Source organism: Streptomyces sp. NPDC048473 (assembly GCF_043200155.1).
GTDB lineage: Bacteria > Actinomycetota > Actinomycetes > Streptomycetales > Streptomycetaceae > Streptomyces.
On the sequence record NZ_JBICXE010000043.1, the window covers coordinates 23,974 to 41,056 of the forward strand.

Annotated in this window: 22 protein-coding genes, 2 pseudogenes and 1 CRISPR repeat array (1 of these 25 cut by a window edge); of the genes and pseudogenes, 13 read left to right on the plus strand and 11 right to left on the minus strand. The window is 68.5% G+C overall.

Annotation, left to right across the window (positions count from 1 at the left end; translation table 11 throughout):
- Positions 1-371 precede the first annotated feature (371 nt).
- The 6 genes from ACGFU7_RS39260 to ACGFU7_RS39285 all read right to left on the minus strand — a co-directional run bounded on the left by ACGFU7_RS39260 (position 372) and on the right by ACGFU7_RS39285 (position 2,338).
- The gene (locus ACGFU7_RS39260) at positions 372-749 is read right to left on the minus strand and encodes a toxin Doc (protein WP_393702636.1); all 378 of its coding nucleotides are present in this window, start codon (positions 747-749) and stop codon (positions 372-374) included.
- Positions 750-753: 4 nt separating this feature from the next.
- A complete protein-coding gene (locus tag ACGFU7_RS39265) occupies positions 754-1,005 on the minus strand; it encodes an antitoxin MazE7 (RefSeq protein WP_393702638.1) in 252 nt (83 codons plus the stop codon).
- A gap of 68 nt (positions 1,006-1,073) precedes the next feature.
- Positions 1,074-1,253 carry a hypothetical protein gene (locus tag ACGFU7_RS39270; protein WP_393702640.1) on the minus strand — a complete coding sequence of 60 codons (180 nt, stop codon included), beginning with the start codon at positions 1,251-1,253 and terminating at the stop codon, positions 1,074-1,076.
- 188 nt (positions 1,254-1,441) lie between these two features.
- Positions 1,442-1,777 (minus strand): hypothetical protein, encoded by a 336-nt coding sequence (locus ACGFU7_RS39275; RefSeq protein ID WP_393702642.1) that lies wholly within the window; start codon positions 1,775-1,777, stop codon positions 1,442-1,444.
- Position 1,778: 1 nt separating this feature from the next.
- Positions 1,779-1,967 carry a hypothetical protein gene (locus tag ACGFU7_RS39280; protein WP_393702643.1) on the minus strand — a complete coding sequence of 63 codons (189 nt, stop codon included), beginning with the start codon at positions 1,965-1,967 and terminating at the stop codon, positions 1,779-1,781.
- A 176-nt stretch (positions 1,968-2,143) separates the two neighbouring features.
- Complete coding sequence (locus ACGFU7_RS39285; protein ID WP_393702645.1) at positions 2,144-2,338, minus strand: hypothetical protein; 195 nt, start codon at positions 2,336-2,338, stop codon at positions 2,144-2,146.
- A gap of 124 nt (positions 2,339-2,462) precedes the next feature.
- Here ACGFU7_RS39285 and ACGFU7_RS39290 point away from each other — a divergent pair, with 124 nt between their 5' ends.
- Complete coding sequence (locus ACGFU7_RS39290) at positions 2,463-2,957, plus strand: hypothetical protein (RefSeq protein ID WP_393702647.1); 495 nt, start codon at positions 2,463-2,465, stop codon at positions 2,955-2,957.
- A 41-nt stretch (positions 2,958-2,998) separates the two neighbouring features.
- On the opposite strand, the gene ACGFU7_RS39295 is transcribed toward ACGFU7_RS39290, so the two are convergent.
- Positions 2,999-3,649: a hypothetical protein gene (locus ACGFU7_RS39295; protein ID WP_393702649.1), complete on the minus strand. Its 651-nt coding sequence runs from the start codon at positions 3,647-3,649 to the stop codon at positions 2,999-3,001.
- 966 nt (positions 3,650-4,615) lie between these two features.
- Between ACGFU7_RS39295 and ACGFU7_RS39300 the strand changes: the two genes are divergently transcribed.
- The 3 genes from ACGFU7_RS39300 (at position 4,616) to ACGFU7_RS39310 (ending at position 6,592) form a co-directional block, all read left to right on the plus strand.
- On the plus strand, positions 4,616-5,839 hold the full coding sequence (locus ACGFU7_RS39300; RefSeq protein ID WP_393702651.1) for a cell wall protein: 1,224 nt from the start codon (positions 4,616-4,618) through the stop codon (positions 5,837-5,839).
- The gene (locus ACGFU7_RS39305; protein ID WP_393702652.1) at positions 5,836-6,024 is read left to right on the plus strand and encodes a hypothetical protein; all 189 of its coding nucleotides are present in this window, start codon (positions 5,836-5,838) and stop codon (positions 6,022-6,024) included. Before ACGFU7_RS39300 ends, ACGFU7_RS39305 begins: the two co-directional genes overlap by 4 nt.
- 292 nt (positions 6,025-6,316) lie before the next feature.
- Positions 6,317-6,592, plus strand: a complete 276-nt coding sequence (locus ACGFU7_RS39310) for a hypothetical protein (RefSeq protein ID WP_393702654.1) — start codon at positions 6,317-6,319, stop codon at positions 6,590-6,592.
- Here ACGFU7_RS39310 and ACGFU7_RS39315 read toward each other — a convergent pair.
- Positions 6,589-6,756: a hypothetical protein gene (locus tag ACGFU7_RS39315; protein WP_393702656.1), complete on the minus strand. Its 168-nt coding sequence runs from the start codon at positions 6,754-6,756 to the stop codon at positions 6,589-6,591. The two genes, ACGFU7_RS39310 and ACGFU7_RS39315, sit on opposite strands and share 4 nt — an antisense overlap.
- Here ACGFU7_RS39315 and ACGFU7_RS39320 point away from each other — a divergent pair.
- The 3 genes and pseudogenes from ACGFU7_RS39320 to ACGFU7_RS39330 all read left to right on the plus strand — a co-directional run.
- The gene (locus ACGFU7_RS39320) at positions 6,740-6,886 is read left to right on the plus strand and encodes a hypothetical protein (protein WP_393702657.1); all 147 of its coding nucleotides are present in this window, start codon (positions 6,740-6,742) and stop codon (positions 6,884-6,886) included. The two genes, ACGFU7_RS39315 and ACGFU7_RS39320, sit on opposite strands and share 17 nt — an antisense overlap.
- Before the next feature lie 191 nt (positions 6,887-7,077).
- Positions 7,078-7,254 (plus strand): hypothetical protein, encoded by a 177-nt coding sequence (locus ACGFU7_RS39325; RefSeq protein ID WP_393702659.1) that lies wholly within the window; start codon positions 7,078-7,080, stop codon positions 7,252-7,254.
- Between the two features lie 60 nt (positions 7,255-7,314).
- A pseudogene (locus ACGFU7_RS39330) lies at positions 7,315-7,488 on the plus strand (transposase); the annotation flags it as partial.
- Here ACGFU7_RS39330 and ACGFU7_RS39335 read toward each other — a convergent pair.
- Complete coding sequence (locus tag ACGFU7_RS39335) at positions 7,482-8,510, minus strand: LacI family DNA-binding transcriptional regulator (protein WP_393702661.1); 1,029 nt, start codon at positions 8,508-8,510, stop codon at positions 7,482-7,484. The pseudogene ACGFU7_RS39330 and the gene ACGFU7_RS39335 overlap by 7 nt on opposite strands.
- Before the next feature lie 137 nt (positions 8,511-8,647).
- Between ACGFU7_RS39335 and ACGFU7_RS39340 the strand changes: the two genes are divergently transcribed.
- From ACGFU7_RS39340 to ACGFU7_RS39365, 6 genes are all read left to right on the plus strand, one after another.
- On the plus strand, positions 8,648-9,478 hold the full coding sequence (locus ACGFU7_RS39340; RefSeq protein ID WP_393702663.1) for an ABC transporter permease: 831 nt from the start codon (positions 8,648-8,650) through the stop codon (positions 9,476-9,478).
- Positions 9,475-10,263, plus strand: a complete 789-nt coding sequence (locus ACGFU7_RS39345) for an ABC transporter permease (RefSeq protein WP_393702665.1) — start codon at positions 9,475-9,477, stop codon at positions 10,261-10,263. The genes ACGFU7_RS39340 and ACGFU7_RS39345 overlap by 4 nt, the downstream gene beginning before the upstream one ends.
- Positions 10,264-10,292: 29 nt before the next feature.
- Complete coding sequence (locus ACGFU7_RS39350) at positions 10,293-11,297, plus strand: ABC transporter ATP-binding protein (RefSeq protein ID WP_393702667.1); 1,005 nt, start codon at positions 10,293-10,295, stop codon at positions 11,295-11,297.
- Positions 11,294-12,340 carry an ABC transporter substrate-binding protein gene (locus ACGFU7_RS39355; protein WP_393702668.1) on the plus strand — a complete coding sequence of 349 codons (1,047 nt, stop codon included), beginning with the start codon at positions 11,294-11,296 and terminating at the stop codon, positions 12,338-12,340. The genes ACGFU7_RS39350 and ACGFU7_RS39355 overlap by 4 nt, the downstream gene beginning before the upstream one ends.
- A complete protein-coding gene (locus ACGFU7_RS39360; protein ID WP_393702670.1) occupies positions 12,337-13,314 on the plus strand; it encodes a nucleoside hydrolase in 978 nt (325 codons plus the stop codon). The genes ACGFU7_RS39355 and ACGFU7_RS39360 overlap by 4 nt, the downstream gene beginning before the upstream one ends.
- A 119-nt stretch (positions 13,315-13,433) precedes the next feature.
- On the plus strand, positions 13,434-15,122 hold the full coding sequence (locus ACGFU7_RS39365) for an adenine deaminase (RefSeq protein WP_393702671.1): 1,689 nt from the start codon (positions 13,434-13,436) through the stop codon (positions 15,120-15,122).
- 108 nt (positions 15,123-15,230) lie between these two features.
- Here ACGFU7_RS39365 and ACGFU7_RS39370 read toward each other — a convergent pair.
- Positions 15,231-15,542 (minus strand): annotated as a pseudogene (locus tag ACGFU7_RS39370) (DUF1266 domain-containing protein); the annotation flags it as partial.
- Positions 15,542-15,781 (minus strand): discoidin domain-containing protein, encoded by a 240-nt coding sequence (locus ACGFU7_RS39375; RefSeq protein WP_393702672.1) that lies wholly within the window; start codon positions 15,779-15,781, stop codon positions 15,542-15,544. The gene ACGFU7_RS39375 and the pseudogene ACGFU7_RS39370, both read right to left, overlap by 1 nt.
- 913 nt (positions 15,782-16,694) lie before the next feature.
- Positions 16,695-17,083: a CRISPR direct-repeat array (repeat unit 29 nt; unit sequence GGGACCATCCCCGCGGGTGCGGGGAGCAG); it runs 1,409 nt beyond the window's last position.

The following is a 17,083-nucleotide window of genomic DNA, read 5'->3' on the forward strand; positions in this document are numbered from 1 at the left end:
GGGTTCCGCCGACGACTGGTTGAGGACAACGCTCAGAGACCTGGGGGCCGAAGTGATCAAGCCGAGGACGCTACTCAAAGTCCTGATTGATCAGCGAAAGTGGACGTGGACGATCTTCGAGATCGAGTTCGCGAAGGCCGCGGACAAGGTTATCGGCCGAGGGCCGCATAACCCCACGGTCGGCAAGACGCAATACCGCCGGTGGACGAGTGGCCAGCTCAAGGGGCTCCCCAGCTCCGATGCCTGCCGGGTGCTGCAAAAGATGTTCCATGAGAATCTCTCATTTCGCAGATCCTGCAAACGCCCCCAGCCAGGTGGCACCGACCCCTGCGCTCACAGGGGGAGAGAGGCGCCTCCTGATCGGCGGATGGTCAGGGAGCGCGCCAGGACCTCAGACGATCGGAGATGCCGTATGAGTCCAGGCGCAGGGCTCGGATGTCGTTGATCAGGTCACGCCACGGCTCGTACGTGGTGTCGACGGGTTCGCCGGAGGCCTGCAGGTAGGCGATGGCGACGCCGTACCCGTAAGCCTCGTTGCGGGCGGGGAGGGGGCGCAGCAGTACGCACTCCTCCAGGAACACGGCGGCCCGCCAGAAGGCATCCGGGTGGTTTTGGTCAAGCCGCGGCGGGTCTACTCGGTGGCGAGCCGCCATGCCGACGAGGATGGACAGGTCGTTGACGGTGAGGTCGGTGCGGAGGATGTCTTCCTGGCGGGCCAGAAGCCATCGGTAGTCGACGAGCAATTCCACAGGTTCAGGCCGCCCGCGGGATCTCGTGCGCGGCCGCTTGCGGGAGCCCGCCGAAGTCGGCGTCGAAACGGTCCAGGACGCCGGGCTCGCCGATGGCGCGGCGGAACGCGGCCGTCGCGGTGTCGAGCAGCTTCTCGTGCTCCTTCTCCGCGGCCACCTTGGCGAGGTAGTCCTTCATGGACATACCCGCCCCGTCGGCCAGGGCTTTGAGCCTGTCCCTGGTGATGTCGTCGATCTTGACGCTGGTGTCTGCCATGGTTCGAGTATGCCGCTGGGCATACTGTTCTGGCTACCCGCTTCGAAGAATGGCTCTGACCTGGGCCTTTATGGTGAAGCGGGGTCCTCCTTGAACTTGCCGAAGAGCGGCACAGCGTCCAGTGGATCGGTCTCGGAGGCATCCACGGTGTCGTCCGGCCGGTTGTAGCGGGAGTCAGCCAGCGGAGACTTCTCGCCCCAGTCGCCCGCCTCGCGCCGGTCGGCGAGGGGCACCTTGGCGCGCTTCACGTCGGTGTTGGGCCGGCACGCAGGAAGTGGCTCGTCCCCTTCAGGCCATTGATGTACGTCACCCAGGCGGCGGCCGCGCGCTTCTTCACGATCTCGTCGATCTTGTCGAGTACCTGGACCAGGTAGAAGAGGGTGAGGCCCGCGGCCTGGTCCCGCTCTCCGCCGGCCGCGATGTACTCCTCCAGGCGCTAGTCCTCGATCATCTGCCGGACGAGTGAGCCGTCGGACCGCTCGCCCGCGGGGTACCAGGTCACGGTGCGGGAGAGGTAGGCGAGCAGCCTGTCCGGGCTGTACTGGCTTCCGTCCTTCTTGCTGCTCTCCATCAGGTGGTCGAAGCAGGCGACGACGTTCGCCGCCGTGGTGGTGGCCGGCCGGGCGATCCGCCCCTCTTGCACGCACCACTCCTCGAAGCGGTCTCGCGTGGTGTCACGGTTGACGCGGGTGTTCCGCGCGCTGCGCTCCTTGGCCCGGCGCTTGGCGGAGGCCGGCACGGTGAAGTCCCACTCGGTGAAGGCGGGTTGCACGTCAACGCGGCGGCAGCTCCCCTTCGATGAGCAGTGTGTGCCGGGTGATGCGGTACGCGGGAACGGCCTTGGCGACGGCGGCGGGCAGCAGGCGCACAGGCGCGTCGTCGTCGACCAGTTCGGCGTCGACCACCTCCCCGATTTCGGCCCCTTCAGGCCCTTCGGCCGCCTCGGTGGCCGCCGCAGTCATTCGACTCCCCTTCCTCTTCCTGCGCCATCAGAACCTGGCGATCCGGGAGGCGAGGCATTCTGTGCACATGCCGAGATCCCCGTCTCCTGGGGTGTACGGGGCCTCGCAGTCGCTGCACGCACGCAGTTCGTCGAACTCCATGCCGCAGTAGAAGCAGCGCTCCTGCGGTGCGGCGGCTACCCGAAGTCGAGGACCTTGGCCGCGCGTGCTTCGACAGCGCGGGAGTTGTCGGTGAGGCCGTAGTGCTGCAGGGCGTTGCGGGACTTGGCCAGGTCATCGAGGACCTTCACCGTCTTGTCGTCGACGGTTACGCCGGCGATGTCCTTCAGGCGGGCTATGGTGCCGCCGGTGGTGCAGCTCTCGGTAGCCAAACGCGACGACCGGGCCGAACTCGCCCTGGACGACAGCCGAGTGCTGACTGCTCAGACGATCATGGTTGCCACCGCAATGGCTTGTCCGAGCCATCTGAAGCTGCCTGGGTAACCGCCCCCAACGATGTCGCCGCGCCGCCGCGCCGCCGCGCCGGACAGCCTCACGGGCCGCACGTACGTACTCGGGGCGGATCGCCAGCTAGAGACCTGGCTGCGTGCCCAACCGAAGGCAACGACGACGCTGTACGTTCTCTGCCCGCCGACGGATGAGTACAAGACCGCCGAAGTCGCGGGCGATGACCGCGTACGCATGCTCCCCGTCTCCCACGTCACCGTCACCCGGCCCGCCCACGGTGACGGCTGGACGGTGGAAGTCAAAGACCGCGACGGGCTGCAAACGAGGTACGCAGCCACCACGGTGCTGAATAACCTGGGCAACAAGCCGGCTGCCCTGGAAGGGCTCACTTTGAGCGAGGACGGTTACTGTCCAACCGACCGCCAGCACCAGCGCATTCGGATCGCCGGGGACCTACGGTCGGCGCGCTATCAGCGCGCAGCCACCGCCCAGGGATCAGGTGCCGAGGCCGTGCTCGCCTGCTACTACGACACCGCACTCTGACGGAACAGGGCAGAACTCCGTGACCGGACGCCGACGCCCCTTCAGCGGATGTTGTCACATCGAGGAGGTGCAGCAGCGAACGGATGGGCAAGGTGCAGGAGAGCGCAATCGTTCGTCTTCTCCGTTTTGACTCCCTCGCCGGCTGGGGTGAGCGCGTTGAGCGCGGCCTTGAGCGTCGGAATGTCCCGTTGCCACCTCTTCGGCGCGATGAGCTTCAGGCGCGGAGCATCTTCCGGAGCAAGGATCTGGCTCCGGCAGTCGATGACTGGGATGAGCCCGAGGTTGTGTCCGTAGAGCAGCACGGGTTGTCGTGCGACGAGCGAGCGCAATTCGAGTCGGGCGATGGGCCCGAGAAGGTAGACGCGGCTACCAGCCCTCTTCTGCTTGCCCACGACCACAAGGCCGTCAATCCCTTCGACGACGCTGTCCCAGTCGTATGGGCGGTCGTCGGTGAAGACGCTGCGGTAGTGGAGGATTTCGACGCCGTCAGGCAGTTGCTCGGTGATCTGCGTAAGCCAGCTGTCCCACTTCGGGCTGTTCATCGTCCTGGGTGCTGCACTGATGTAGATACGCACGGGAGCGTCAGGTGCCCGGCCGGCAGCGATCCGTTCCATCGCTGTGGCGAAGCGGTGCTGCTGCACCGGCTTGGCAAAGGTCTCCACGTCCAGGGGATCAGTCAGCGTCGCGTGCATGCTGCCCATCATGACGGTCCGGACTCCCGGGCTGCGCCGAAGGGGCAGGGTGGGTCAGGGCGATTTCGAGCTGGCGATGCGTCAAGAACGTGCGGGGGAAGAGCGACACGGTTGGTAACAGGGAGTCGTTACATTCCGTGCGGGGAGTAGTGTGTCTGTGGATAAGATCAATACAGACATAGCTAAGCCCCGCGAGGCTGCACTCCGGGGCACGGCCGCAGACCCTTACTGACGAAGGTCTCGACATGACTCAGGGTACCCGTACCCTCTGCCAGACACACAAGGCACCCACTGCCGTAGTAGCGATGACCTGCGCGTCGCTCCGGCGAGCGGGTGCCTTTTCCATGCTTCCGCGCCGGTCCGGGCGCGGATACACCTCTCCCCCTGCGGGGGGCGAGATGACGTGAATCTGAGGGCGGCGCCTGCATCGCAGAACTTCTAGCCGCCCGGGGCCCGACCTCGCGGTGATGCCACTCACCTCGGCTCGGCGCCCCATCTGATCTCCGATTCCGGCCTGCCAGGGCCGTTCCGGAGGAGCTGTTCGACCCGGTGCCAGCCGGCCCGAACGGTTCAATCTCGGTTCTCCCAGAACCAGACGAAGACAACGAGGGCTTCGTCATGCCCTCCCTACGAGAAGGAGGCGATTGCCATTTTGCACTACCGATCTGTCTTTCGCCAGCCTGCACATGCCCGGATGATCCTGGTTTGCGGGCCCGTGGTGCCCCATGTGACGCAAGATGCACGTCCGGTACGTCGAGAATGCGCTGCTCGGCTGGAAGATTCCCGGAGTAGCGCTGTCACATTGCGGGCTTCGTTCGTACTTGGGGAAGGCATGTCCGTCCCCTTCCCGATTCCCTCTCGGCCCTCCCTCCTTCTCGCACCGCCGCCGGTTGCCACGGCCGACCCTGCCCGTCCCTTATCCACGAGCTGGCGCGCTCCGCAGCGCGGGATGCTTCGGAGTGTTCGATGAGCACCGTGGCGGCGTCGGCCGCTGTCGTGATCCCATCCCCACGCTCCGAGGCAGGAACTGTTTCGGAGCTGGGTTTCTCGCTGGTGCTCGGCGCGGGCCAGGACGTCCTGCACACACGATCGCGGCGTGCGGAGCCGAGGGCGTGGCTGCGGTCGGTGGTGTGGCTGGTGAGCGCCGGCCTGCATCCACGGTCGGGTCCGGCAACGGTGGCCGTCGCGAAGGACTTGGCGGGCCGGATGGATTACCGGCGGGGGGTCACTCTGTACGACCTGGATGGCACCGTGCGGCGTACGGGGCTGTCCAGGGCGACCGTGAAGCGGCATGTCGCAATCTTGCGGGAGTTGGGTGCGCTGGTCTGGCTGGTGCACGGCTCACGGCACAATCTTCGGCTGCCCGGTGAGGGCGGGTACACGGCGACGGCGACTGTGTACGGAGCGGTGATCCCGCGAGTCTTCGACACGGCGATGGGTCACCGGCTTGCTGGCGGCGGCTACGAGGCCCGGGTCTGCGGAGTCACCGAGGTCGGCCGTGAGCGTGCGATCGCTGAGGCAGCGAAGAGCACTGCGAAGCCTGTGGATAACCGAGCTGTGGATAACTCCTGCTCACAGGGCCGTGAGCCCCATTCTCTTGGTCTTTACCACCGATCTCCTCAAGCTGATGTCGAGAGTGGTAGTAAAGACACATCGCGTCGGCGCGCGAGCCGCTCCACCACGTCCGCCCGCCCCGCAAAATCCAGCAGTAATAGCGGCGGTGCCCGCCGGACGGCCCGTCAAGTGCAGCGCAGCATCTGGATCACCCGACAGGTCCGGGCCCGCGTCAACTGGACCCAGAGCGAGCGACTGCGCCGTCTGGAGTTCGTACTGCGCCCGCTGACCGACGCGGGCCTGGATGCCGACGCGATCGCGGCCGAGCTGCACTCCTGGATGCTGACCTGGCGCCCAGCCCGGCCCGCCGAATTCATCCGCGCCCGGCTGGCGAAGCAGGCCACCGACGAGCACGTTGCCACAGAGTTCGAGGCCGCCGAAGGGTGGGACCAGACCGACGCATCTGGCAGCTTCAGCGCTTCCAGCCCCAGTCTCGTCCGCTGCGTTCTTGCAGGACTCGCGGCAGGCATGGCCGCGTACTCCGCCACCCAGGCTGAACTCGGACTTGATGATCTGACCGGCGCGGACGCCGCAGCCGACATGGCAGTCTTCCTCGGAACAGGAGTACTCGCATGAGCGACAGCACGATGAGCGGCGCCGACCTGGCCCGTGTTGCCTTGCAGAACGCGCGCCGCTGGGAAAGCACAGCCGCAGTCGCCTCCGCGTACCCGTTCGTCCTGGGGCAGGCCGGGGACCAGCGGCCCGTGTACGAGTACCAGCCGGGCCGCGTGGTGTGCGTGTGGCGATCCAGCGGTGTGTGAGTGGAGAGCTTGTGGCACCCCGACCCGGCCACGGCCCCCACAGCCCGCCCTGCGCCTTCCGCGCCCCGTCCCCGCACGGCCACCCCCACCCCGTCGTGCTGGCGGATCGGTTTCCGGACGGGCAGCCCTCCGTAAACTTGAACGGGCGCACCTCGGGGCGGAGCCCGGTGCAGGCTGCCGACGGGGGTGCCCGCGCAGCGGATACCGGGGTCCGAGTAGGAACCGGACCAGGAAACCGGTGTTGCTGTCGGAAGTTTTGACAGGCCGTGATCCGGGCCGTCAGGGTGTGCGAATGAGCGATGACCCGACGATCGGTTTCCTGAAGGCGGACGTGGCGCGGTTCTGCGCCGGTCTTGATGAGCTGGCGCCCGCGATCCGGCTGCGGCGGGTCGTCCAGTTGCGGCAGGCGCTGGGCGAGGTGACGGACGCGGCGCTGGACGGCGGGATGGCCGCGGCGAAGGCGGAGGGCTGGGGTCTGCGGCAGATCGGCGCCCAGGCGGGCCTGTCGCACGAGAAGGTCCGCTACCGGCTCGCCCAGGCGTCGGACGAGCCGTCCGGGCCTTCCTAGATCGTGGTGCTGGCCGTTTCGGGCTTGCGGGTGGGGCGGAGCTGTCCGCCCTGGACCTCGGCGGGCAGGGCGAAGCTGTAGCGGTCGTGGATGATGTGGGCGAACTTCAGCGGCGACAGGCGGGCGATGTCCTCGTCGCGTACGTGGATGCCCTCGGCGCGCATCTCCCCGTCCCTGACCGTCCTGCGCGACTGGCTGAGGCCGTGGGAAGAGGCCGACCGCCCCGCCCCCGCCACGTACATCCCCGCCCTGGTCCGCACCGGCGACGGCTGGGACCTGCGTCTCTCCCGGTAGCCCTGCCGCTGCCGCTCAGCACGCTGCCCGGGACGCCTCAGCGTCCCGGGCAGCGTCGTCTTCGTTCCGGCAGGGGGGACCGGATCACGGGGTGTCAAAACGTCTGACAGTAACACCGGTTTCCTGGTCAGTTCCTACTCGGACCCCGATACCCGACGGGGACGACGCAGGGGTGATCACACAGGCGCGGGTTGCCAGCGAAGAGCGTCGGCGGGTTCGCTTCTACCGGCAACACTGTCCGGCGGCTGGACGGAGCGGATCACCCGCCGTACGCCTCCCCGCTGTTCGTCTTCCATGGCAGTTCAGGCATCCGGATCGCGCGCAACCACTACGACAAGGGCCTGAGCACCTCGGTGGTCACGGATTGACTTGATCACTCGGTTCGGTAACCGCCGTACGCCAAAGCGGCCTTCGTCTGAACATGTGCACTGTCGTTGGTGGGCGAACACCGCCGCGGCCATGGCGGCCTCTACGCCGCGGTGGCCCGTGGACGGATTGATGCCAGCAGGCTGCGGAGGGTACTGGCCGAGGTGCCGCTCCCGCGGGCTGCCGACGGCCGGCTCGTCCTCGCCGTCGATGTCACCTGCCGGCTACGTCAAGAACTGGTTCCCGGCAACTGTCCCACCCGCCGTGGCCCCCGGGTCTTCGGACTGGTGGCGCGAGCGGTGGAGTCGCCGACGATCAACTCGGTGGCGATGCGGAGCCGTCGGGCGCGCTTGGGAGGGTTCGCCTCCTGGAGCAGGCGGACCGCCGCGATGCCCGACTCTTCGAGCGGGACCCGGAGCGCCGTGGTGTCGGGCCGGTCCGTGCTGATCGCGGTCAGGTCGTCCGACGCAGCCAGACTGATGTCCTCGGGGACCCGCACACCGGCTTCGCGCAGCCCCAGATGCAGGCCGAGCAGCAGGTAACTGCTGTACGCCACCACCGCGGTGACGCTCCGTTCGGCGGCGATGCGCTCGGCGACTGCCAGCCCCGCGTCGATCCGGGGGGCGACGGGACCGAGCACGGTGAGGTCGACACCGCTGCGGCGGGCGGCCTCTTCGACCGCGCTGTTACGCCGTTCGGCCATCCATGAGCCATCCGGGCCGCCCACGTAGGCGATGGCCCGGTGACCGAGGCCTGCCAGGTGCGTGATGATGTCTGCGACGCCGCCGGGGGTGTCGATCAGAACGCCGGGCACCGCGGGCACGGTGCGGTCCACGGTGACGACCGGCAGCTTCGAAGTGAACCCCCTGATCGCCGAGTCCGGGCTCACCGGCGCTATGAAGACGAGTCCGTCGACGCGTGAGGCGAGCTTCCCCGCCAGCTCGTGCTCACTGCTCTGTGAACCCTCGGAGACGGCGAGCAGGATGTTGTCGCCGTGCTGGGACAGAGCACGCTGTACGCCGGTCACGATCGGGGCGAAGTAGGGGTTGGCGAGGCTGGGGACCAGAACGCCGATCAGGCCGGTCCGGCCGGTGGTCAGCGCCCGGGCGCTCGCGTTGAACTCGAAACCCATGGTTCCGGCGGCGGCCAGCACCCGCTCGCGCGTATCCGCCGCGACCATGTCGGGCCTGCTCAGCGCGCGTGACGCGGTCGCCTTGGACACCCCCGCCGCGCGTGCGACGTCTGCCAGCGTCACCATCTCGCCCCCCACTGTGTGCGTAACAGGATCTTTACACGAGTGCGTTGACGCCTCGATCCGGACGAAAGTATTGTCCACGTCGACCGGTTGCTGCAACCGGTTGCAGCAACCGGTTGTAGGAATCTACGAGAGGAGGCGTGGCTGTGTCCCGGAAGGCCACCTTGGGGCTGCTGCTCGCGCCCGGCCTGGCCCTGCTGGCCTTCGGCTTCGCGTTCCCCTTCGTCGTGACGCTCTTCGCGCCGCCCGCCGCCGACCACCCCGATGTGCTCGGCAAGCTGGGCGCCATGCTCACCGACAGCTACGTACTGGGCGTGCTCGCCCGGACCGTACGCGTGGCCGTCATCGTCACCCTCGTCTGTCTGGTCTTCGGCTTCCCGACGGCCTATCTCATCGCGCGTGCTCCCAAGAGCCGCCAGGGCCTGCTGCTCGCGCTCGCAGTCTTCCCGCTGCTGCTCAGCACGGTGGTGCGGACCTTCTCGTGGCTGGTCATCCTCGGCCGCAACGGCCTCATCAGCGATGTCGTCCTGGCGACCGGACTCACCGACCGTCCGCCTGAGCTGCTCTACACGGAGTTCGCCCTGGTCGCCGGTCTCACCCAGCTGTTCATGCCGCTGATGATCCTCACCTCGTACAGCTCGCTGTCGCACATCGACGTCGGCCTCGAGGACGCCGCCCGCGGCCTCGGCGCGAGCCGCGGCCGGGCCTTCCGGCACATCGTGCTGCCGCTCGCCCTGCCCGGCGTACTGGTCGGAGCGACCCTGGTGTTCGCCGGAGCGGTCACTGCCTTCACCACACCGCTGCTGCTCGGCGGCTCCCGCAACCGCACCCTGGCGACGCTGCTCTACGACTACGCGAACGTGAAGCTGGACTGGGGCGGGGCGAGCGCCGTCGCACTGATCATGACCGTACTGGTGCTCGTGGTCGGCTGGGCCTCGGGCAAGATATCGGCGAAGGTGGCCACGTCGTGATACGCCGACGCCCCGTTCTCTCCCTCCTGTCCGCCCTGGCGATGATCTTTCTGCTCGGGCCCATCCTCCTGGTCGTCGCCATCGGTTTCTCCTCCGGCGACACCGTCGAGTTCCCGCCGCCCGGCTTCTCGCTGCGCTGGTTCGACCAGGCGCTGTCCAACGCCTCGTTCCAGCAGGGCCTGTTGACCAGTCTGCTGGTGGCCGCGGGGGCGACGCTGTTCGCGCTGGTGCTGGGCATCCCCGTGGCCCTGGCCGTGCAGCGCCACACGTTCCGCGGCCACAAGGCGGTCGAGACGCTCTTCCTCTCACCCGCGATCGTCCCCGAACTGGTCGTGGGCTTCGCCCTCTTCCAGCAGCTCATGGTGACCATGCGGATCACCGCGCTCGGCGCGCTGCTGATCGGCCACACTGTCCTGCTGCTGCCCTACGCGGTACGTGTCACGGGCGCCTCGCTCGCCCTGTCGGACCCCGCGCTGGAAGAGGCCGCCCGGGGCCTCGGCGCCGGACCCCTGCGGACGTTCTTCGCGATCACGCTGCCGGTGATGGCGCCCGGCATCGTATCGGCGGCCGTGCTGTCCTTCCTGACCTCCTTCAACAACGTCCCGCTGTCACTGCTGCTCAAGGGGCCTGGGATCTCCACGCTGCCCGTCGAGATGCTCAATTACGTCCAGTTCTCCTACGACCCCATGGTGGCCGCGGTGAGCACACTCCTGCTCGCCGCCACGGTCGGCGCGGCCCTGCTGACGGAGCGCCTCGTCGGATTCAACAAGGTTTTCAGCCGGTGAGCACAGTACGCAACGACAGGAACACGACGATGACGCCAGTGGTTCAACTCGACGCCGTCTCGCGGGAGTTCGCGGGCACGGCAGCGGTACGCGAGCTCTATCTGACCGTACGCCGCGGGGAGTTCACCGCGCTGCTCGGCCCCAGCGGCTGCGGCAAGACCACCACCTTGCGCATGATCGCCGGATTCCTGGAGCCCACCGCGGGCCGCATTCTGCTGGAGGGTGAGGACGCCACCAGGCTCCCCCCGGAGCGCCGCAACATCGGCATGGTCTTCCAGTCGTACGCGCTCTTCCCGCACATGACCGTGGAGAAGAACGTCGCCTTCGGACTGAAGATGCGGGGCATCCCGGACGGCGAGCTGCGCACCCGGACGGGCGAGGCGCTGGAGCTGGTCGGCCTGTCCCACCTCGCCGGCCGCAAGCCCAAGCAGCTGTCCGGCGGCCAGCAGCAGCGCATCGCACTGGCCCGCGCCATCGCCGTACGCCCATCGGTACTCCTCCTCGACGAGCCCCTGTCCAACCTCGACGCGCGGCTGCGCATCCAGATGCGCCAGGAACTCGCCCGTATCCAGAAGGAGACCGGGCTCACCGCGATCCTGGTCACCCACGACCAGGAGGAGGCCCTGGAGCTCGCCGACAACATGGTCATCCTCGATCAGGGCACGGTCGCCCAACAGGGCGCCCCGCGGAAGGTGTTCCGCGCCCCTGCCAACCGCTTCGTCGCCGAATTCCTCGGTTACGAGAACTTCGTCGAGCTGCCGGACGGCCGTACGGTCACCATCCGGCCGGAGCACGTCGAGGTACTCACCCCCGAGTCCCCCACACCCTCCGGCGGCACCACGGTCGACGCCGTGCTCACCGCCGTACGGTTCCGCGGCACCGACTGCGTCGTCACCGCCGTATCCCAGGGCCGCACCGTCCTGGCCACCAGCAGCGACTTCGAGCTGCACACCGGCCGGCAGGTGCGTCTCCATCTCCCCGCCGCGCACACCATCGACCTCCCCCGGACGAAGCAGGAGCTGCCCACCTCATGAGACGACTCGCCACCACCACCGCCGCCACCCTGCTGGTCCTCCCGCTGGCCGGCTGCGCCGGATCGGCCGCGGGGGAGCAGAACCCCAAGAAGCTGACCGTCTCCACCTTCGGCTTCGGCGCCGACCTGTTCGAGAAGAACATCGTCAAGCCGTTCGAGAAGGAGACCGGCATCGACGTCCAGGTCGAGAGCGGCGACAACGCCGAGCGGCTCACCAAGCTCAAGATCAACCGCAGCAGCCCGACGGTCGACGTCGCCATGATCTCCGACCTGTTCGCCCAGCGGGGCCGTGAGCAGGGACTGTTCGACAAGATCGACCCGTCGGCCGTCCCCAACCTCAAGAAGATCCACGACTTCGCCAAGGACAAGGACGGCTACGCACCCGCGTACACGTACCAGCTGCTCGGCATGCTCTACCGCACCGACAAGGTCCACAAGGCGCCCGGCATCAAGGACCTCTGGAAGGCCGAGTACAAGGGCAAGATCGCCATCCCCGACATCTCGACCAGCGCCGGAGTGCCCTTCCTCTACGCCACCGCGGCCACCTACGGCTCGGGCCCCGAGGACACCGACACGGCGTTCAAGCAGCTCGCCGCCAACTCCCCGAACGTACTGAAGTACTTCAGCCGCAGCACCGAACTCGTCAGCCTGCTCGACCGCGGCGAGGTGGAGATGGCCCCGGCGCTCGACCTGTTCGCCATCGACCCGGTCAAGGCGGGCAAGCCGATCGCCTGGGCGCCCCTCGACAAGGGCCGGTACGTGGTCTCCAACACCGCGCAGCTGGTGAAGGGCGCGCACAACAAGGCGGGCGCGGAGAAGTTCATCAACTACCTGCTGTCGGCGAAGGTCCAGGAGAAGGCCGCAGCGACTTTCCACGACAAGCCCGTCAACAAGGACGCCAAGATTCCCGCGGAGATCACCGACGTGGTGGGCGACGCGGCGACCGACCCCACGGCGGCCGGCTTCACCATCCCCGATCTGACGCTGGCCGTGAAGAACAACGACGAGTGGGTCGACCGCTTCCAGCGCGAGGTGTCCGGGTGACACGCCCGCAGCCGGTCGTCATCGACTGCGACCCCGGTATCGACGACGCCGTCGCACTGCTGCTGGCCTTCGCATCGCCCGAGCTCGATGTCACCGGCATCACCACCGTCGCCGGGAACGTCGGGATCGGGCAGGTCGTCGACAACGCGCTGCGGCTGTGCGATCTGATCGGTGTGGACACGCAGGTGCCCGTGGTACGCGGGCATGCGGGGCCGATCGCCCGTGCCGTTCGCATCCCGGACGAGCCCGTGCACGGCGCGGGCGGGCTCGGTGGCGTACATCTCCCTCCGTCGGCGCGTACGCCGCACCCGGCGCACGCCGTCGCATGGCTGGCCGCGCAGCTGCGGGACCGAGGGCCCGCGGGAACCACCGTGATCGCCACAGCGCCGCTCACCAACATCGCCGCGCTGCTGCACGCCCACCCGGAGGCCGCCTCGTCGATCAAGGAGATCGTGCTGATGGGCGGAGCGGCCTTCGCACCGGGCAATGTCACGCCGTCGGCCGAGTTCAACTTCTTCGCCGACCCCGAGGCCGCCCGGTTCGTGACCGAGGCCGGGGTGCCGCTGCGGATCGTCGGGCTCGACGTGACCCGCAAGGCGCTGACGACCCGGTCCGACATCGAACAGCTGCTGGCCGACGGCGCGCCTGCCACCGGTGCGGCAGGCCGGATGCTCGACCACCTCGCCACCCGGTACGAGCAGCGCCACGGCGTCGCCGCCTGCGCGGTCCACGACGCTCTGGCAGTGGCCGCCACGGTACGCGCCGACCTGATCGAGTGGACCGACGCCTGGGTGACGGTGGAGTGCGGCGGCGAGTTCTCCCGCGGCAAGTTGATCGCCGATGTGCACGGACGCACCGGGCTGCCGCACAACGCCAAGGTGGCCACCGGCGTCGACACCGATGCCTTCCGTGCCTTCCTCGTCTCCCGCCTGCTGCGCCACTACGGCGCCGACGCCCACGAGCCCATTCGCTGAGGCTGATATCGGGCCTCCTCCGCGATCCGCTGACACTGACACGTCTGCTGACCCTGCTGAACCGAACCCGACGACCGACGCTCACCACCGAAGCCGACGACCGAACGAGAGAACCGTCGATGCCTGCGCCCAGCCACTGCGACCTGCTCATCCGCGGAGCCCGCGTGGTCTCCGTACACACCGGGGAACAGACCGCTGCCGATGTCGCCATCACCGGCGACCTGATCCGCGCCCTGTTGCGCCCCGGCACACAGATCGACGCCGGCCAAGTCATCGACGCCGATGGCCTCTTGGTGGCGCCCGGTTATGTCGACGCGCACATGCACATCGAGAGCTCGCTGCTCGCACCGCGCGAGTTCGCGCGGATCACGCTGCCCCGCGGCACCACGACGGTGCTCGCCGACCCACACGAGATCGTCAACGTCGCCGGGCGCGAGGCCATGGCCTGGATGATCGAACAGGGCCGCGGCGCCCAGCAGTCCATGTACTGGGCTGTGCCCTCGTGCGTACCGGCCCTGGAGGGCTTCGAGACGGCGGGTGCCGCGCTCAGCGCCGCCGACATCGCCGACATGCTGGACTGGGAGGGTGTCACCACGCTCGGCGAGGTGATGGACTACAGGGCCGTCGTCGACGGCAGCCGCCGGATGCGCGAGATCGTCGCAGCGGCGCGTGCCAAAGGCGTACGGCTGGACGGGCACTGCCCCAATCTCTCCGGCGACGACCTGGGCGAGTACCTGTGGGCGGGCATCGACTCCGACCACACCAAGAACTCCCCGGAGGTCGCGGTCGAGAAGGCCCGGCTCGGCATGCTGCTGATGCTGCAGGAGAAGTGCCTCACCCCGGAGTTGGTGAGCAGACTCGCCACGCTGCCGGTGCAGCCGGACTTCTGCCTGGTCACCGATGACCTCGCGGCGGACGCCATCGTCGAGCGCGGCCACCTCGACCACATCGCGCGGGTCGCCGTCGGTGCCGGTATGGACCCGTTGACGGTGCTCCGCGCGCTGACCCTGCACCCGGCCCGCCGCCTCGGCCTGGACGACCGCGGAGTGGTGGCCCCCGGACGGCGCGCGGATCTGGTGCTGCTGCGCGACCTGGCCGACTTCACGCCGGTCATGGTCGTCTGCGGGGGCGAGCCGGTCAAGGAGAGCGCACCCGCGCACCTGTCCGGCAACCCCTTCGCCGACTCCGTCCACCTCGACCCGCTGGACGCGGACGGCTGCGCCTGGACGGTGGACCTGCCGGACGGCGAGCACGTCTTCCGGGCCCTGCGGGTCAATCCGGTGGACACGTTCACCGAGCCCGCCGAGGTCGTCCTTCCGGTGCGGGACGGCGTCGTGCAATGGGAGGGTCGCACCGCAGTACTGGCGGTGTTCGAACGCCACCACCGCAGCGGGCGGCGCACGATGGCTCCGGTGGTCGGCTTCGAGCTGTCCGACGGAGCGGTTGCCACCACGTACGCGCACGACAGCCACAACCTGACGGTGACCGCCACTACGTCCGCAGCGCTGCAAGAGGCCGCCAACCGTGTCATCGCCTCACACGGTGGGATCTGCGTGATCGCCACGGGCGATCAGCCGGTGCACCTGCCGCTGCCGGTGGCCGGGGTCCTGTCCGACCGTCCCGCTGAGGAGGTGTCCCACGGCGCGGCCGCGATCCGCGACGCCCTGCACCGCTGGGGCTGGGTGCACCGGAACGCATTCATGTCCATTTCGACCATGACTCTCCCGGTCTCCCCGCAGGTGAAGCTGACCGACCTGGGGCTGGTGCGGGTGGTCGACCGGGCCTGGGAGCCCGCCGTCCTGACATGAGCACCGCGCCGCTGGTCCATGGCGGACCCGGTCGAAGAACCCGAACGTCGGTCCGTCGACCTGACCGGGCCTCGTTCGCCGGGAAGGGTGCGCGAGGAAGGGCGGCGTCCGCCAAGGGCTCCCTGGATCCGTGGTCAGTGCCCGGTGTGCGTCCAGCACCGTGGTCCACCAGGGGCCGAATTCCTCCTCGTCGAAGTGAAGGCAGCGACCGAGGCCGTGCCCGTCGGAGAACTCCTCCCAGGAGGTGTACGCGGACTGTGCGGCCCGGAAGGCGACGGCCACGGACTCGTACGTCTGCGACTCGGTCGCATACCGCGCACCTCTGCCCCAGCGGGCCATCTTGGACTCAGAGCCAATCTCGGCGCTTGAAGATGACGTACAAACTGGCACGAACAACGCATTCCGTCGGCAGCCGGGCATCACGACGTGACGGTGAAGGCGGTCAGGGCGGCGGAGCCTCCGGCCGAGGAGATGACCCGGAGCGCCACGTAGCGCGCCGTGCGGTCGGTGCGCAGGGCTCCGCCCGCCGGCAGCCGTGCCGCGTCGATGTATGTACGGCCGTCCAGGCTGAACTCCACCTGTGAGGCCGGGATGCGGCTGCCTCGCCACTGGGCGCGGATCTCGCTGATGCGCTGTGCGGCGCCCAGGTCGACGACCATGCGGCCGTCGGGACCGGCGGTCCATGTGTCGCCTCGTCTCCGTCGACCGCGGCCTGTGGGTCCGTCATGCCGGGCGGAAGCGGCGCGGTCGGGAAGGCGGTGCGGCCGAGTGCCAGGTCGGCGAGGGGGTACGCCCTGGCACGAGGCACGGTGACCGTGGTCGCGCGGCCCGCGCGGACTGTGGCGTCGACGCTCCTGCCCTGCGCCGAGACGGTGACGCGGCATGAAGGCCCGCTCAGCCGAACGATGCTCCCGTCGACGACCTCGGCCCGTAGACCGACGGGAATGCGGCTCGCGGGCAGGACCGTGCGGGGCGGCGCCAAACCGGCCCTGTCTGGAGATCCTCGCGGGTGCGAGGAGCGGCTTACCGGGATCGAAGCCGCGGAGCCTCCTTAAATGAGAGAGGCCATCCCCGCGGGTGCGGGGAGCAGAGCATGCACTGACGGCTCATCGGGGCCATCCCCGCGGGTGCGGGGAGATGTTCGGACATCACTTGCCAGAGCTGAGTATGCCTTGGGTGATGGTTCGAACGAGACGACTCCTGCGCCCGCCACCCAACGGCACCACTGTGCCCAGAAGGATGCACAGGCTGAGCAGTTGGGCCACCTTGAGCAGAGGCAGTCCTGCGAGTATGAGGAGCGACCCGAGCGTGGCGATGGAGCTAACGGTGACGGCGCGGGCTAGATGCAGGCGGCAGTGCGCCGATCTGCCCGAAGCGCATAAATCTTGAACGGTAGTTGGTTGCTCTGCTCTCACTTGCGCTCCAAACAGTTGGAGACCATGTGGATCCATGGTGTGGTCGACGAGCAGAGACTAGCGCGAGAGCCACACTGACGGATCATCGTTCGCGAAATTTGGGCAGTTCATCGGTTGGGCGCGTCCATCACTTTGGGCGCGGGGAGCAGAACGAGCAGGGACCATCCCCGCGGGTGCGGGGAGCAGGACACGAGTTTGACGTACCCGACCTCGACCGCGGGACCATCCCCGCGGGTGCGGGGAGCAGGACATTCGCGCGAGCGTGCGACTCCCGAAGTCGGGACCATCCCCGCGGGTGCGGGGAGCAGAGACGAGGGCTTGGCCGATGCCGGTCGCGGCGGGGACCATCCCCGCGGGTGCGGGGAGCAGACGGTCAGCCCGTACGCGGCGACGTCCGCCACGGGACCATCCCCGCGGGTGCGGGGAGCAGGATCCTTTGATGAAGTCCGGTGACGCCGCCAAGGGACCATCCCCGCGGGTGCGGGGAGCAGACCAAACCGTTCAGGTTGGTCGCCTTGGGGTGAGGACCATCCCCGCGGGTGCGGG

Bases quoted from the DNA above. Each gene is read 5' to 3' on its own strand.
- ACGFU7_RS39290 (WP_393702647.1), top strand. From the start codon at position 2,463: ATGTCGCCGCGCCGCCGCGCCGCCGCGCCGGACAGCCTCACGGGCCGC.
- ACGFU7_RS39265 (WP_393702638.1), bottom strand. From the start codon at position 1,005: ATGGCAGACACCAGCGTCAAGATCGACGACATCACCAGGGACAGGCTC.
- ACGFU7_RS39355 (WP_393702668.1), top strand. From the start codon at position 11,294: ATGAGACGACTCGCCACCACCACCGCCGCCACCCTGCTGGTCCTCCCG.
- ACGFU7_RS39305 (WP_393702652.1), top strand. From the start codon at position 5,836: ATGAGCGACAGCACGATGAGCGGCGCCGACCTGGCCCGTGTTGCCTTG.
- ACGFU7_RS39350 (WP_393702667.1), top strand. From the start codon at position 10,293: ATGACGCCAGTGGTTCAACTCGACGCCGTCTCGCGGGAGTTCGCGGGC.
- ACGFU7_RS39280 (WP_393702643.1), bottom strand. From the start codon at position 1,967: ATGACTGCGGCGGCCACCGAGGCGGCCGAAGGGCCTGAAGGGGCCGAA.
- ACGFU7_RS39320 (WP_393702657.1), top strand. From the start codon at position 6,740: ATGCCCTCGGCGCGCATCTCCCCGTCCCTGACCGTCCTGCGCGACTGG.
- ACGFU7_RS39300 (WP_393702651.1), top strand. From the start codon at position 4,616: ATGAGCACCGTGGCGGCGTCGGCCGCTGTCGTGATCCCATCCCCACGC.
- ACGFU7_RS39335 (WP_393702661.1), bottom strand. From the start codon at position 8,510: ATGGTGACGCTGGCAGACGTCGCACGCGCGGCGGGGGTGTCCAAGGCG.
- ACGFU7_RS39375 (WP_393702672.1), bottom strand. From the start codon at position 15,781: ATGGTCGTCGACCTGGGCGCCGCACAGCGCATCAGCGAGATCCGCGCC.
- ACGFU7_RS39365 (WP_393702671.1), top strand. From the start codon at position 13,434: ATGCCTGCGCCCAGCCACTGCGACCTGCTCATCCGCGGAGCCCGCGTG.
- ACGFU7_RS39310 (WP_393702654.1), top strand. From the start codon at position 6,317: ATGAGCGATGACCCGACGATCGGTTTCCTGAAGGCGGACGTGGCGCGG.
- ACGFU7_RS39295 (WP_393702649.1), bottom strand. From the start codon at position 3,649: ATGCACGCGACGCTGACTGATCCCCTGGACGTGGAGACCTTTGCCAAG.
- ACGFU7_RS39315 (WP_393702656.1), bottom strand. From the start codon at position 6,756: ATGCGCGCCGAGGGCATCCACGTACGCGACGAGGACATCGCCCGCCTG.